General features: G+C 58.6%; 9 protein-coding genes and 2 pseudogenes. 10 read left to right on the forward strand and 1 reads right to left on the reverse strand.

Features of this window, described 5'->3' with window-relative positions; all coding sequences use genetic code 11:
• Position 1 precedes the first annotated feature (1 nt).
• The 7 genes and pseudogenes from GGD67_RS13375 to GGD67_RS13410 all read left to right on the forward strand — a co-directional run bounded on the left by GGD67_RS13375 (position 2) and on the right by GGD67_RS13410 (position 10,211).
• Positions 2–697: an ABC transporter ATP-binding protein gene (locus tag GGD67_RS13375; protein ID WP_179733353.1), complete on the forward strand. Its 696-nt coding sequence runs from the start codon at positions 2–4 to the stop codon at positions 695–697.
• The gene (locus tag GGD67_RS13380) at positions 694–1,578 is read left to right on the forward strand and encodes a branched-chain amino acid ABC transporter permease (protein ID WP_179733355.1); all 885 of its coding nucleotides are present in this window, start codon (positions 694–696) and stop codon (positions 1,576–1,578) included. Before GGD67_RS13375 ends, GGD67_RS13380 begins: the two co-directional genes overlap by 4 nt.
• A complete protein-coding gene (locus GGD67_RS13385) occupies positions 1,578–2,660 on the forward strand; it encodes a branched-chain amino acid ABC transporter permease (RefSeq protein WP_179733357.1) in 1,083 nt (360 codons plus the stop codon). The genes GGD67_RS13380 and GGD67_RS13385 overlap by 1 nt, the downstream gene beginning before the upstream one ends.
• A gap of 1,949 nt (positions 2,661–4,609) precedes the next feature.
• Positions 4,610–4,792, forward strand: a pseudogene (locus GGD67_RS13395) (integrase core domain-containing protein); the annotation flags it as partial.
• Positions 4,793–5,052: 260 nt separating this feature from the next.
• Positions 5,053–6,705: an L-glutamate gamma-semialdehyde dehydrogenase gene (gene pruA / locus GGD67_RS13400; protein ID WP_179733358.1), complete on the forward strand. Its 1,653-nt coding sequence runs from the start codon at positions 5,053–5,055 to the stop codon at positions 6,703–6,705.
• A gap of 895 nt (positions 6,706–7,600) precedes the next feature.
• Positions 7,601–8,209 carry a Crp/Fnr family transcriptional regulator gene (locus tag GGD67_RS13405; RefSeq protein WP_246790778.1) on the forward strand — a complete coding sequence of 203 codons (609 nt, stop codon included), beginning with the start codon at positions 7,601–7,603 and terminating at the stop codon, positions 8,207–8,209.
• Between the two features lie 460 nt (positions 8,210–8,669).
• The gene (locus GGD67_RS13410) at positions 8,670–10,211 is read left to right on the forward strand and encodes a porin (RefSeq protein WP_179733360.1); all 1,542 of its coding nucleotides are present in this window, start codon (positions 8,670–8,672) and stop codon (positions 10,209–10,211) included.
• Positions 10,212–11,571: 1,360 nt separating this feature from the next.
• Here the strand turns inward: GGD67_RS13410 and GGD67_RS13415 are convergent.
• On the reverse strand, positions 11,572–12,369 hold the full coding sequence (locus tag GGD67_RS13415; protein WP_179733362.1) for an IclR family transcriptional regulator: 798 nt from the start codon (positions 12,367–12,369) through the stop codon (positions 11,572–11,574).
• A 325-nt stretch (positions 12,370–12,694) separates the two neighbouring features.
• Between GGD67_RS13415 and GGD67_RS39270 the strand changes: the two are divergent.
• From GGD67_RS39270 to GGD67_RS13425, 3 genes and pseudogenes are all read left to right on the forward strand, one after another.
• Positions 12,695–12,799 (forward strand): annotated as a pseudogene (locus GGD67_RS39270) (hypothetical protein); the annotation flags it as partial.
• Between the two features lie 175 nt (positions 12,800–12,974).
• Positions 12,975–13,202 carry a hypothetical protein gene (locus GGD67_RS39050; protein WP_210286457.1) on the forward strand — a complete coding sequence of 76 codons (228 nt, stop codon included), beginning with the start codon at positions 12,975–12,977 and terminating at the stop codon, positions 13,200–13,202.
• Between the two features lie 91 nt (positions 13,203–13,293).
• On the forward strand, positions 13,294–14,964 hold the full coding sequence (locus tag GGD67_RS13425; protein WP_179733363.1) for a hydantoinase B/oxoprolinase family protein: 1,671 nt from the start codon (positions 13,294–13,296) through the stop codon (positions 14,962–14,964).

The following is a 14,964-nucleotide window of genomic DNA, read 5'->3' on the forward strand; positions in this document are numbered from 1 at the left end:
CTTGCGCGCCGGTTACGATGCCTGCGATGTGCTGCTCGGCATGAGCCTCCACGTCGGGCCGCAGGAGCGCGTCGGGCTCTTTGGACCCAACGGCCACGGCAAGACAACGCTTCTCAACACGATTTCTCGGGTGATCCGTCCGCGGGCAGGAGAGGTCCGCTTCATGGGCGAGCCGATCGACCAGCTCGAGCCCCAGAAGATCGTTGCCCGCGGCTTGATACACGTGCCCCAGGCCAATCGCCTCTTTCCCGACATGCAGATCATGGAGACGCTCCAGCTTGCGGCCTTCACGCCCCGCGCGCGTAAGGAGCTGAAGACAAACCTCGATTATGTGCTCAACCTGTTTCCCCGGCTTGCCGAGCGCCGCCGGCAACAATGCAAGACGTTGTCAGGTGGCGAGCGCCAGATGCTATCGATCGGCGCAGGGCTGATGTGCGCGCCTCGCATGCTGATGCTGGACGAGCCGACGCTCGGGTTGTCTCCGAAGCTCAAGGACGAGCTTGCCGGGGCAATCTCGGAAATATCGGCGCGGGGCATTCCGCTTCTTCTCGTCGAACAGGATATCGCATTTATCCTGTCCCTGGTCGACCGCATGTACCTTGTCGACCACGGCGAAATCAGTCGGGAAATCAACCGGAGCGGAGAGGTCGACCATCAGGAAATCATGGACATGTATTTCGGATCGGAGGGCGCATGATCACGAGCGACATCCTCAGCGCAATTCTCGTCAGCGGTATCGTGCTCGGCTCGGGCTATGCCTTGATGGCGAGCGGACTTTCCCTGGTATGGACCACGCTTGGCATCTTCAATTTCGCTCATGGTGTGCTGATGACACTCGGCGCCTACATCGCCTGGACCGTATCGGACGCGGCCGGGCTCAATTTCGGATTGGGTGTAGCAATCGCCATTTCAGCAGCGGTCATGATCGCAGTAGGCATTCTGATTGAGCGGGTCATTGTTCGGCCCTTCTACGACCATCGCGATATCCTGCTCATCACTGTCATGACGACCCTTGCCGCAATGATATTCATGCAGAAGGGGATCCAGCTGATCTGGGGAGCAAGGCTCAAGCAGCTATCTCCGGTCGCAACCGGCAACGTTCAAATCTGGCAAACGACGATTTCCGCGCAAGAGGCGCTCATCGTTGTCGTGGCGCCGTTGTTGCTTGGTGCGCTTTGGCTTTTCCTCGATCGTTCGCGAACAGGACGCGGAATACGAGCAGTTGGCCAGAACCCGGACGCCGCGAGGCTGATCGGCATCGACGTCTCTCGTCTTTTTATCATTACCTTCGCCCTCTCGGCAGTCCTCGCGGGGCTCACGGGCGTGCTTCTTGGCTCGATCCGCCTGCTCACGCCGGAGTTCGGCTCCGAGCCGCTCGTCAAGGCATTGATCATCGTGATCTTCGGCGGGCTTGGCTCCTTGGGCGGCACGATTCTCGCCGCCTATCTGATGGGTATCCTCGAGGCGGCCCTTGTGTTTTTCGTAGGCATCTACTGGGCACCCTCAATGATCTTTCTCCTGCTCATCCTTGTGCTGCTCGTCCGGCCCCAGGGGCTCCTCGGAAAGGTGGTGCGCTGATGATAGGCCTCCACAATGCCAGGATCCGCAACAGCAAGACGTGGCTGATTGGCGTCCTGCTGATGGCAGGGCTCCTTGTGCCGATCTTCGTCCAGGACAGCTATCTGCGGCATCTTTTCATCATCTCCTTCGTCTACGGGATTGTCGCAGCGAGCTGGGATCTCAGCCTTGGCTATGCCGGCATCTTCAATTTTGCCCATGTCGCGTTTTTCGGCGTCGGTGTTTACGCGACGGGACTGACCGCAAAGCTTCTCGGGATTGATCCATGGGTTGCGATGCTCTTCGGCGGGTTTGCCGCGTCCGCTGCCGCTGCCATCGTCGCTCTCCCCGTCGTACGACTGCAGGGCGTCTATGTGGTGCTGGTCACGTTCGCTTTCAGCCAGCTTGTAATGCAACTTGTGATCAATCAGTCAAATCTGACCGGAGGAACGCAAGGCATGGTGCGCGTGCCGACAATATCGCTGCCGGGCTACAATTTCCTGCGCGACCACAAGCTCGGCTACTACTATGTCGCCTTTGCTCTGCTTGTCACCACGACCATTTGTCTGCGCTGGCTGGTCCGCTCCGATTTCGGCCTCTCGATCAGGGCCATGCGCGACAACGACGATTACGCAGTCTCCCGCGGTATTCCGATTGCGTGGCAGCGCCTGAAAGCCCTCGTGGCAAGTGCATTCTTCACCGGGCTGGCGGGTGGATTCTACGTCATCTATCTGCGCGTTGCCTCGCCGGAGGTCTTCGACTTCTCGACCGTGTCGCTCATCTTGAGCATGGTACTGCTCGGGGGCACCTCCAGTATCTACGGGCCGCTATTTGCTGCGCTCTTGCTGACCTTCATCTCGGAAGGGCTCGCCAGCATCAACAACTTCGCCGAAGGCCGCTTCATGCTGGTTGCTCTGGCCATGATCGTCGTGCTCCTGTTCTTTCCGAAGGGGCTTGCCTCCGCAGTGCCTGCAAGTATTGCAAGCAATGCAAATCAAAAGCGATCGCGACAACCCCTGACGTCTTCGAAAGACCAGGCTCTAATGACTTCGACGGACAAAGAGAATGAGGCCGGAGCTGCCAGTCCCACCGGGGTCCATTGAACGTCCCTCCTGGTCCGTTTAACGGCCGAAGTTATATTCGGAGCGGAGCGAGGCAGGATTGGAGCCCCGGACCGGAGCGGCGATCTGAATTGCGTGGTTGTCCGGGGATTGATCGAGGCCGGGTTGACGGGAATTTCGCCGGGCATGGCCTCGTGGCGCATCACGATCGTAAGGCGCCGCCGTGCGGACTTTTGCAAACGCTGCCAACCGGTCGTTACATCGGTCGTGAGGGCCAAATTAGCTGCGCGCGTGTCCAGGATTCGAACTCAGGAACGAGACATGACCCGTTGTATGAACGCGAAGCCCGATCCATCCCGAAACTGGCTCATTTGCGCTTCTATCCGCTGGCCGTTGGCCTTGCACGGACGAGAGGCGCACGGCGGCTCGGTGAGTCCACCTGCGCGGTCCGCTCTGGCGGCGGTGATTGATCGCATGAACAACGCCCGGGTCTGGGCCGGCGGCGGTGGATGGTGCTCAGGACCTCCGATCGACGTTGGGGCACTGAGCAGACCGGCCACCCCAATGAGATGCCCGAGATGGTTCTGGCGCACAGCGTGTCCGACACGGTGGAGATAGCCCATCGCCGCGGCGACAGGCTGGGGAAGCCCGGCGCATGATGGCGGGCTGGCGCCGTTCTGCGCCGACGGGTCGGCCGAGAAGGGTAATGGTGCCGTTGAGGACTTGAAGTAAATTAAAGGCATCGTTGGATAGGTCGCTGACGGAATATTAGCGCGGAGGTGTCCGAAGCCCTTGCGTGGTACAATCGCAGCCGATGACCCCGCCTCCCGCAGACCCCGTCAGCTTGGTCGAAGATGCCCCCACAGGCGATCGCCTGCTCATTTATGGAACCGAGAGGGTATTCGCGTCCCGACCGCGATAATCTGTGGATGACGCAGAGCCAGATCGCCGAGCTTTTTGGCCGTGAAGTCTCAACAATATCTCGACGTATCAATAACATACTCGAAGAGGGGGAGCTCTCCGAGGAGACTTCTTTGCAAAAAGCGCAAACTCCACAGGGCGACCGGCGGCCCTTTACAGCCTCGATATGGTGATATCGGCCGGATACGGGGTGTCGTTTGCTCAGGCGGCACTCTTTCGCAAATGGGCGACCGAAAAAGCTGGTGCAGTTTGCGACTACGGGATTCGTGATCGACGCGGAATAGTCGGGCAGCGTGATCCGGCGTAAGCCGATAATTCTTAGCGGCTTGCATCTTCAGGTTAGGAAGGTCTCGGAGCATAGGATCTTCCAGACACCAATCGCGCCGGAAGGACTTCCCTCCTAGTTCAATCTTCAACAGCCGCATAGCCGCGCGCACCCGGGAGGCGTTCGTGCGGGACCTTGTTCTCCCAGAACTTAACGCCTTCAGGGTCTCCCCCTCGCAGTTCTGGAGGGGAGGTGACAATCGCCTCAGCGACAATGCCCGGTATAGCATTCTGCGAGCCTTGGTTGCGCCACAAGAAGACGCGGCCACCTACACCGATCTCTGTGCCGTAACGGGTGAAGCCAAACGATTTGCGCAGGTCGCGATGCTAGCTAGGCGTCAATGTCGTACTCGTCTCGATTGCCTGAAAGATCCAAGTCTGCATGAAGAACGTCTCCAACCAAAATCAACGCGCGGGCCTATCGCTCGGCGCGTTGTCACGTCTTCCTTGACCCAATGTTCTTACTGGTGCGTTCCGTAACGATTGCCTGTGGTCACGTTTCGATAGCTGCCGCCTTTGTGAGAGGATTCCACGCCACCCGAATAGTGGCCCCCATGGCTAGATGTATGATGACCACCCCCATAGGAGACGCGCCCGCCGCCTCCGTGTCCGCCTCTGGCATGGGCAACGGATATTGAGCAAAGGAGAACAAACGAAAGCAGTCCAATATTCTTCAACATAGTCTTCCCTTGAAGTTGAAAGTCGATCTCTTCCTGAGTTGCGCCGATATGGCAATGCAATTTTGGCAAAACCCCGGGCGCGAATGGGCTTATGCCAAAGCGTATCCAACCTCCGATCGCCGCGCCCAAGAGCTGCCGATCTGGCTGGACCGATACAACCGGCACCGGCCGCATGGTGGTATAAAATCACAGCCGCCGATCAGCCGCCTTGGTCTGACCGAGGACAACATCTTGAGGCTCCACAGCTAAGCCACGTTTGATCCCTGTTCATCGCCTTCGATTTGTCGCGCAGCAGCGCACCGGATTCTTTTGCTTGGCCAGCGGGTACAAATAATTCCAGGTTGGTATAGATCGCTCCGAAATTGGTATTGGCCTCACCGGGGTCGCCCGCGGGACAACGGATGGAGGCATTCAATGCACGGTGAAATCCAAGCCGTCGCGGGACTTGGCTCGCGAGTCCGGCTGCGAACTTCACTCCACCCATCTTTCTGCTTAACACGGTTCCGTCCATGAATTCGGTTGCTGAAGCCGCTAACGTGCGTTCGCCACTTCCACGCAACGAGCCTGTGCACGACTATGCTCCAAACAGCCCGGAGCGATCGGCACTAAAGGCTGCGTTGGCGCAAATGAGCAGGGAGCGTGTCGACCTGCCGCTTATTATCAATGGTGCTGACCAACGGACGGGCCGTTGTGAGGCGGCTGTGATGCCTCATCGGCACGGTCATGTTCTCGGTGATGCCCATCTGGCCTCCAAGAGCGAGGTGAACGCTGCCATAGATGCTGCCGCCCGGGCATGGCACGACTGGTCGAAATGGCCTTGGACAGACCGGGCGGCAATCTTCTTGAAAGCTGCCGAGATGCTGTCGAGCTCATGGCGCGACCGTCTGAATGCTGCGACCATGCTCGGTCAGTCCAAGACAGTTCACCAGGCGGAGATCGATTCTGCAGCAGAACTAATTGATTTCTGGCGGTTCAACGTCGAGTTCATGAGACGCCTTTACGAGGACCAGCCGATTTCGGCTCCCGGCGTTTGGAATCGCAGCGATTACAGGCCGCTGGAAGGTTTTGTGCTTGCGATCACGCCTTTCAACTTCACCGCGATCGCCGGTAATTTGCCGACCGCGCCGGCATTGATGGGCAATACGGTTGTCTGGAAGCCGGCAGCAACTGCAAAGTATTCTGCGCAACTCATCATGCAGCTCCTCAAGGAGGCGGGGCTTCCAAATGGCGTCATCAATCTCGTTTATGGAGACGGTGCGGAAGTCGCCGAGATCGCACTGGCCGATCGTCGCCTCGCCGGTGTTCACTTCACCGGATCAACACAGGTCTTCAATTCGATTGTCCGCACGGTTGGATCGAATGTCGACCGGTATCATAATTATCCGAGGCTGGTGGGGGAGACTGGGGGAAAGAACTTCATTCTGGCTCACGGGAGCGCTGACGTTGCCGCATTGGCTACAGCAATCATCCGCGGCGGATATGAATATCAGGGGCAGAAGTGTTCTGCGGCATCTCGGATCTTCATACCCGCCTCCTTGTGGCCGTCACTAAAGACGGTCTTGTGTGATGAAATTGCGACCATCAAAGTGGGCGATGTCGCCGACTTCGGCAACTTTATGGGCGCCGTTATCGATGAAAGGGCATGGCGCAAGCACATGCGGATTTTCGAGGAAGTAAAATCCTCCAACGCGAAAATCCTCACCGGAGGACGTGGTGATGACAAGACCGGCTACTTTGTTGCACCGACCCTGATCGAAACGGACGATCTGGAATCGCGAGTGCTTCGTGAGGAGTTTTTCGGACCAATCGTCGCGGCCTACGTCTATCGCGACAGCGAGTTTGAATCTGTTCTGGAGAAGATAGATCAATCGGGTACTTACGGCCTCACAGGCGCGATATTTTCGACTGATCGTCGCATCATCGGTCGCGCATTGCATGGTCTGCGCTCTTCCGCCGGAAACTTCTATATCAATGACAAGCCAACCGGTGCGATCGTTGGCCAACAGCCATTCGGCGGAGCAAGAATGTCAGGCACCAACGACAAAGCTGGGTCGATCTGGAATCTGATTCGGTGGGCGTCGCCACGAAGTATCAAGGAAGCGTTCGTCCCGCAGAAAGACTATCGCTACCCTTACCTCTCCAGCGGCTCGGCGGACGATTGAGCGTCTGAACTGTCGCTTTATGTATCTCTCATCGAGGCGTGTCAGCTCAAATAGAGCTGCTTGGATTCAAGTCGCTTCTTATAGCCGTTTGGCGTTGTTCGTCGTATTTTTCCTCCCGCGACGGACATCACTGGCCGCCCCGTCAGGGGCGGCTTTTTTCTGTTCCGGTGGCACCACACCGATCTGCTCGCAATTGGCTTGAACTAGCCGCGAGTGTTTCGTTAACACGGCCGGCGTGTATCGTTTCCGATCTGGTGTCGATCAGTCCGAAATTGGTATTGGCTTCAAGGTTCACCCACAATTACCAGGATTCGATCACAAGCCTTCAGTTGGAGATCGTGTAACCGAGCGAGAGGTTCAAAGGTTTCTCTAGCTAGCGGACTCTGAGCGCGTGTCTCACCATCGCTGTGAGCCGCGTAAGCAGCGACATCCACCCTAATTCGTTTCTTCGAGCAATCTCAAGGTCTCGGGTGCAACGATCGACAAGACGTGTGTCCAAAGCCGAAAGAGTAATCCGCTGCAAACTGAATACTGCCAGGTGCGCTTCGATGCCTTGATCGAGGCACTCAGGAGATGAACGTGAGCGCCAGAACTTCCGCCGGATGCTTCGTACGACCATTCAAAATACTTTCCGCCTTCGATCCTCATCAGGTGGAGAGATCAGTTACGACCAGGGACGAATTGGAAGTCTCGCCGGAGATTACTGAGCCGCTCGTCGAAGCTTGGGAGTCCCTTAACGGAGTGCGCGTACGGGGGGCAGCCAGTGCATTATAAGCCCTATACCGTGCGTGCGAATACCCGGTTCTTTGTCAAGAATACGATATTGGGGAGTCTTTCTCTGCAAGACCTCGCGGCAATAGGGGAGTTCCTAGAACCTATCGTCCTGAGAGAGCGTATGGTTCTGCAGGAGCCAAAGAGGCATCTTGATCACGTCTATTTTGTAGAGTCGGGTCTTATATCGCTGAGAATAGTTGCGGCGGGAAGCATCCTCGAAACGGCAGTCATCGGATATCAGGGCGCAGTCGGCGCGTCGTACCTGCTAGGAGGACATCTGCCGACTCATCAGTCCGTTGTACTCATTCCTGGAAACGCGCACAGGATCCGCGTCGAGGATCTGCGTCGGATCATGAACGAGAACCCCGATATCAGAGAACGTCTGTTTCGATACGTTCAAGCTCTGAGCTTGCACTGTGCTCAGTCAGGCCTATGCGGCGTTCGGCACGCTCGTGAAAAGCGCCTCGCATCCTGGCTCTGTTTGGCCAGTGATGCTGTTGGCGCCGATGTCCTTCCCGTTACTCATGACTACCTTTCATCAGTTCTGGGGCTGCGCCGTGCTGGGATAACGGAGACGCTGAACCGGTTTGAAGAACAGCAATTGATTCGCAAGACGCGCGGCGTTTTGCAGATCGAGGCGCGCAAGTGCCTCGCGCAAAAGGCATGTAGCTGTTACCGACTCATTTCAGGCACTTACGCCGCGCCCGAGTCTGTGACGCCGGCGAGCTAGCAAAGCTGCCTGGTCGTCTGATTCGTCTCCGAAGTCATTCCCAAGATACTCAACGGCGCATTCGTAAGTCGGGATGGACCTGCGCAGCTCGCTGTGTGCGCGTGAAAATTCCCAGGCGGTTGGCCCTGGTCAGTTCGCTTGATCAACGTACGAAACGCACTCCCAAAGAAAGGAATGGTGCGAAGCGTACTGTTGTGACGCGCCTAAAACACGGTTGCTAAGGGCGCGCGCGTGTTGGTCCGATGCGTACAATGTTTGCGCGCCGATTGTGAACGCAATCTGTCAACATCAATGTGCGAGCGGCGGAATGATCCGCACCGCGACGTCCGCTGGTTCACTCTATCAGTTGGCGTTCGAGGAGGGCCCTGCAGGTCGACAATGATTGGGGGCAAAGGTGGTTGGTCTCTTCCGTATCGGTTGAGAAACTGCCTTTGAGGCGAAAACAATTCGGAGAACTCTTATGAAGATGGTGAAGAGCCTATTGCTCGGTTCGGCGGCGGGTCTGATCGCTGTAGGCGGAGCGCAGGCTGCGGATTTGCCGGTCAAGGCTAAGGCAATTGAATACGTGAAGATCTGCTCGCTGTATGGCGCCGGCTTCTACTACATTCCCGGTACTGACACTTGCATCAAGCTTGGTGGCTACCTCCGGGCCGAGGTCGCCCTGGGTACGAATGGCGTCTATGACACTGCGAACGGCAGTGTGGCAGGCGCGAAAAATCGCCTGAGCAACTACTACACGGCGCGTTCCCGTGAGGATCTGAACATCGATACGCGCACCGCGACCGAGTATGGCGTGGTCCGCACATTCTTCGATGCAACCTTCACCTGGACCTCGGGTGGCTATACGGGGGCCGGCACAACTGCCGTCAACGGCGCGACGACATATACCGGGGCAGCGACGGGGACGAGCGGTTCTGGCTCGGTCGCCGGTGGTTCGCTCGGTGTCTATTACGCGTTCATCCAGTTCGCTGGTTTTACTCTGGGTAAAGCTATCTCGCAGTTCTCTGCTCCCTGGACCAACTATCCAGGCAACAACTTCGATGGTCTGCCCGGCGGCGGTGGCGCGGTCACCGGTGTGAACCAGTTCACCTATACTGCTGACTTCGGCCAGGGCATTACCGCGGCCTTCTCGGCGCAGGATCAGGTGGCCTACTATACCAGCAACATTTGGAATGTGAGTGGCGCGACGGTCGCTGGACTTGCGACCGGCGCTTATGGCGCCAACGACATCGGCGGTTCACGTTCTCCGGACCTCGTGGCCATGGTTCGCGTCGATCAGGCCTGGGGTCTCGTCCAGGCGTCCGTTGCCGCGCACGACAACCACGCTGGTTACTACGGTGCGGACGAGACCACGGGCCATCCGGGCGACAAGTGGGGCTGGGCTGCTCAGTTGGCCTTGTCGATCAAGAACATCCCGACGGGCGCGGGTGACACGATCAACGTGTCAGGTGTGTACACGAACGGTGCTAGCCGTTACAATTTTCAGGACCTGATGGCGAGCACTTACGCGATCTACGGCGGTACCGGTCTGGCGGGTGCTTACCAAAGCGTTGGCCTCGGTGGTCTGTCCGACTCTGTGTTCGTGACTGGGACCGGTCAGGAATTGACCACGACCTATGGGTTCCGTGGTGCTTACACCCACAACTGGGATCCATACTGGAACACGGCGATCTACGGTGCATGGGCTGCTGTGCGGTATAACAACACAGCGAAGGGCTACCTCTGCGGCGCGTTCGTTACTGGCCTCGCCCTTTCGAGCGGTGTTGCCGGCTGCAACCCCGACTTCAACTATTCGGTTGTCGGCGTGATCACACGCTGGACGCCCGTCAAGAACCTGACCTTCTCGGCCGACCTCGCCTACACGATGCTTGACCAGAAGTACGCAAGCGGAAGCACGGTCACGCTGCCGCTGCAGTCGACGATTGCCAAGCCGGGCACTGCGTATGAGCTGAAGGACCAGGGCAGCCTGACGCTGCTGCTCCGCGCCCAGCGCAACTGGTGAATCACTGTCAAACCAGCGGAAGGAGACAAATAGCGACTTCATAGATCTAAGTTAACCTCCAAGAAGGCCTCCGGCATGCCCGCCGGAGGCCTTTTAGAGTCCAACTCCGATTTCCGATCGAGGGTGATAGCAGTTCGTGGGTACGGGATCTGTGGACGAGAGTCGTGAGCTGCCGTCGACATTGTTTCTCGACCAGGCCAGCTCCAGTGGGAGACTGAATGTGCGATTCACACCGCAAAGAATCGGCTATTCGTGAAGATATCAAACCGTTCTGTCGTGTGTGGAGAAGGCCGACTGCCGCGTGCGCGAAATGGGCTTCCGATCCTGGCTACTCAGGAAGTCTGGGCCCAGCGCAGAAGCTACAAGCAGTAAGTGTCCCTCCGCGAGATTTGCATGCCACACTTCGCAGAGCGGGAGTGCGGTACGAGTCAGCAAGCCGTCCCCTCAACAGGGCAGCACATTCAAGTCAATTCCAATCTGACAGATCCCTCCAACATTTGTAGTGGTTCTCCCGGCATCGGTTCGCGACGCTGCACCGGCATATAATCTATGGCCACGACCAGCTCGGCACCAAATCTGTCAGGTTCAACGTCAACGGCAGTGCGATGTCGGGCAGCGACCGCGACGGCAGATCGCGCGCCTCGCTGGCCATACGCGCTGCAACTAAACCGTCGAGACCATGCATGTCGGCGGCGGCGTGAGTGACGGGGCTTATTCGGGATCTGTTAAAAGGGGCAACGATCGATCTGAGTTTCACTGAGAGCGAACTCGCCTTCCGTGCGGAAGTGAGGACATTCTTCCGCACCGCGGTCCCGGCCGATATGCGTGAATAGCTTCTGGCCGGAGAGCAGGCGACCAAGCGTGACGTGGTGCGCTGGACAGAGATCCTCGCAGAGAAGGGGCGGGCGCGCCGGACTGGCCGGTCGAATATGGCGGCACCCAGTACGGCTCCACCGAGGAGATGAGCTTGACACCGGCACCTGCGCCGCTCTCCTTCGGCGTAAACATGGTGGCACCAGCTCGATGCCGGCCTGGCATGAGCGTCGCGGGCGGTGGCGATATGTCAATATCCGTCGTCGTCAATGCGGCCGGGCATGGTGTATCCTGCGTTCATCGTTGTTGAAATCGTTCGACTCGCCGTTGTCTGCCCGAGTCGCGGACTCGTATCGCACAATTGTGCCATCCTCGAGCGCCTCGATGATGATCCCGTCCGCGGTCTACGCGGCGGGTTCGTTACCTCTTACACTCTGCCCGGCGCTTGAGACGGGGGGAGAGGCGTGCCGATTGCCATAGCTAGGCCAGGAGATGATGGCTAGCCGCAGTCATTGTTCCGCGATCAAGCATGCGCGGTCATGTTCGATTAGCCTGGCGACATATCCTTTGATTTCAGTTTCTCGCCAATTGAGAGCGATCGCCCCAATGCTTCGGCTACAGTTCGTAGTGCTGCCAGACGCTCCGGTAGTTGCTCGTTCATGATCCGCTGCAGAGGCCCGGTCATTCCGAGAGCGTAAAACACACGCCGGTCGGACAGGAAAACGGGCACCGCGATAGCGGCCAATCCTTCGTCGATCTCTCCGATGCACGTAGCATAGCCTCGGGTCCTGACCGCAGCGAGCTCCTGTTTGATCCATGCACGGTCCTTGCGTGTGTTCGCCGTGAGCAGAGGAAGGTCGGTGGACATCGCTTCGGCCAGCACCGCTTCACTTTGATAGGCTATGATCGCCTTGGCCGTTGCTGCTGCATGCACTGGCATCTCGATCCCGGGCTGCACGTAGCTCCGCCAGCGCACATCAGGTGAAATCGAAATCGCCACGACGACGCGCGCGCCAATGAGGCGTGTGAGGTAGCAGGTCTCTGACGTCGTGTCGGTCAGCTGCTGCAGGTGCCCGCGAGCAAGGGCGGCAATCCATCCATCGTCCGCAGTTGCGTGCAGGAGTCGCAACAAGCGGTCGCCGAGCTGATAAGCGCGCCCGCCGACGTTGTCCTTTGCAAGTCCAGCGCGTACCAGGCCCTTCAACAGCCGGTGTGCAGATGTCTTCGGAAGATCAAGCAAGGAGGACACGTCTGCCAGTGTCAGCGCGCCGGGAAACGTCGCGACGAGTTCGAGCACCTGCATATAGCGATCGAGAGGACCCGCCGTTTCATCTGCGATTATCATTCAGGGCGCCTTCCAGACGGAAAGTTTGTGTATGCGTGCCTCTCGAGCCGCTTGACTCCGCGAGTAGAAGCACATTAGCGTTACGCAATATCGGGATAATGTTCCGAAAAACGGGAAGGAAGTCAATAGCGATTTGCGGGGTAGCGCACTTCCTGCCACCGCAACGGGGAAGCGTCACGAGGCACATCATGAAAATGACGAGGCAGGAGTTTTTGAATGCTTTGTTTGCGGCGACCGCAATGCCGTGGATGGCAGTCGCACGCTATCTTGGATCCTCGCCGCAACGCTAGTGGACAGGCTGTGGGCAATCGATCCTGATCTCACCATGCTTGGCAAGATCATCGGCGGTGGATTTCCGGTCGGTGCAATCGCCGGCAAGAAGGAGATCATGGCCGTTTTCGATCCGCGCCACGGCAAGCCGGCATTGCCTCATGGCGGCACGTTCTCGGCCAACCCGGTCACGATGCGCGCCGGGCTGGCGGCGATGGAGCCCTGGACCGCAACGCGTTCGCGCGGCTGGATGCGACCGGCGAGACAGCGCGAAAGGGCATCAATGACGCATGTCGCCATGGCGTGCCCGGCACAGCCTCGGCCTTGGATCGCTCTTGAAATTGCACTTCTCCGAACGCCCGGTCCGCGACTATCGCTCGGCCTACATGAGCGAAGGCGAGACCAAACGGCAAAGTGTGTTCAACTTGGAGTTCCTCAACCGCGGCATTCTCGCCGCCAGCTATGGCTTGATGGCGCTGTCGCTGCCGATGACGGATACGGATATAGAGAGCATCGTCCGCGCGGCCTCGGATGCACTTGCCCAGATCGCGTCCAAAACCTGACGCGTCCTTGAGTCCTTGGAATTTGGTAAGTCTCGCGTGAGGCCATTGGGGTCATCACGCCGCGAATCTATAGTCTGAAACAGGTGCAAGAATGGCCCACAAGGTTGATCCCATCACGCGGTCAGTCGTTCAGCATCGATTGAGCTCGATCGTTGCGGAAATGGGCGAAGCAATGCTTCGCACATCCTATTCGCAGATCCTCAACTCAAGCCGGGACTTCTCTTTGGCCATCTGCGACGTCAATTCCCGGCTGATCGCCCAGGCCGACCACATTCCGGTCCATGTCGGCGCGTTGCCCTGGGCGACACGCGCGGTGGAGGAGCGCTTTAAGGATGTCGGGCCCGGTGACGTCATCCTGATGAATGATCCCTATCACGGCGGCAGCCATTTGCCCGACCTGACCGCATTCGTGCCGATCTTTGACGGCGGCCGCAGGCTGTTCTGGAGCATCGTGCGCGCGCACCAGAGTGATATCGGCGGCGCAACATATGGCGCCTATAATCCCAGCGCGACCGAAATCTGGCAGGAGGGGCTGCGCATTCCACCGATCAAGCTCTACGAAGCCGGCCGACTGCGTGAGGACATTCTCGATATGCTGGCACTGAATGTGCGCAACGCTCACGATTTCCGCGGTGATCTTGCTGCAATGATTGGAGCCGCGCACATGGGTGAGCGGCGGATGGGGCGGCTGTTTGCCGAGTTTGGCGCGCCGGTGGTCGAAGCCGCGATCGAATCCATCCTCGATGCCGCCGAACAACAGGCGCGCACGGTGGTCTCAACCTGGAAGGATGGCGTGTTCCACGGTGAGGCCTTCCTCGACGACGACGGCCACGGACGCAACGATATCCGGATTGCAGCCAAGGTCACGAAGACAGGCAGCCAGATCGAGGTCGACCTGTCGGAATCCGACCCGCAGAGCACGAGCTTTGTCAATTCGTCGCACGCCAATATGCAAGCGGCGGTCGTGATGGCCTTTGCCTATCTGATCGACGCCGACATTCCCAAAAACGATGGGGCGCTGCGGCCGCTTAACGTCGTTGCCAAGCAGGGCACCATCGTGTGGGCGGATCCTGGCCGGCCCGTCACGCTCTGCACCAGCCATCCTTCCAACGAGATCGTGGAGGCGGTGATCAAGGCATTGTCAGGATCTTGTCCGGATCGAACCATGGCTGGCTGGAGCCGGCGGTTCCGCATCGCTGTGCAGGGCGAGGATCCTCGCAACGGGCGCAGCTTCATCTGGCATATGTTTCAGGCACGCCCGGGCGGTGGCGCTTCTTCGCGCGGTGACGGCTGGTCCTCGATCGGCGAATGGCACACCGTCGGTGGCCTCAAGTTCGGCAGCATCGAAGTCGCGGAAGCTCGCTTCCCCCTTCACTTCCGTCATCATGAGTTTCGGCCCGACTCAGGCGGCGACGGTCAATTCCGCGGCGGTCTCGGCGTCGACCTCGATCTCCTCTTCGAAACCAGCAAGCCCGCACTTGGCAACACCGCAGGTGATGGGACACGTCATGGCGCGTGCGGGTTGCTCGGCGGCAAGGATGGGGCGCCGCATCACTACCGTCTGGTCTCGGCGGGCCGGCCGCCACGTGTGCTGCGAACCAAAGAGGTCGGTATCGAGATCCATCCGGGAGATTGCCTCGAAGTGCGCTCATCCGGTGGCGGAGGGTGGGGTCCAGCCGAGCGACGCACACAACAGGCGCGCCAGCGAGATGTAGTACAGGGCCTCGTTAACTCGGGCACAACGACAGAAGTGGTTCAGTAA

Origin of the sequence: Bradyrhizobium sp. IAR9, assembly GCF_013408065.1 — a bacterium.
Classification (GTDB): domain Bacteria; phylum Pseudomonadota; class Alphaproteobacteria; order Rhizobiales; family Xanthobacteraceae; genus Bradyrhizobium.

What these genes read in the sequence shown, in the direction of transcription:
- pruA (WP_179733358.1), top strand. Translation starts at nt 5,053, where the DNA reads ATGAATTCGGTTGCTGAAGCCGCTAACGTGCGTTCGCCACTTCCACGC.
- GGD67_RS13415 (WP_179733362.1), bottom strand. Translation starts at nt 12,369, where the DNA reads ATGATAATCGCAGATGAAACGGCGGGTCCTCTCGATCGCTATATGCAG.
- GGD67_RS13425 (WP_179733363.1), top strand. Translation starts at nt 13,294, where the DNA reads ATGGCCCACAAGGTTGATCCCATCACGCGGTCAGTCGTTCAGCATCGA.
- GGD67_RS13380 (WP_179733355.1), top strand. Translation starts at nt 694, where the DNA reads ATGATCACGAGCGACATCCTCAGCGCAATTCTCGTCAGCGGTATCGTG.
- GGD67_RS13385 (WP_179733357.1), top strand. Translation starts at nt 1,578, where the DNA reads ATGATAGGCCTCCACAATGCCAGGATCCGCAACAGCAAGACGTGGCTG.
- GGD67_RS13410 (WP_179733360.1), top strand. Translation starts at nt 8,670, where the DNA reads ATGAAGATGGTGAAGAGCCTATTGCTCGGTTCGGCGGCGGGTCTGATC.
- GGD67_RS13405 (WP_246790778.1), top strand. Translation starts at nt 7,601, where the DNA reads ATGGTTCTGCAGGAGCCAAAGAGGCATCTTGATCACGTCTATTTTGTA.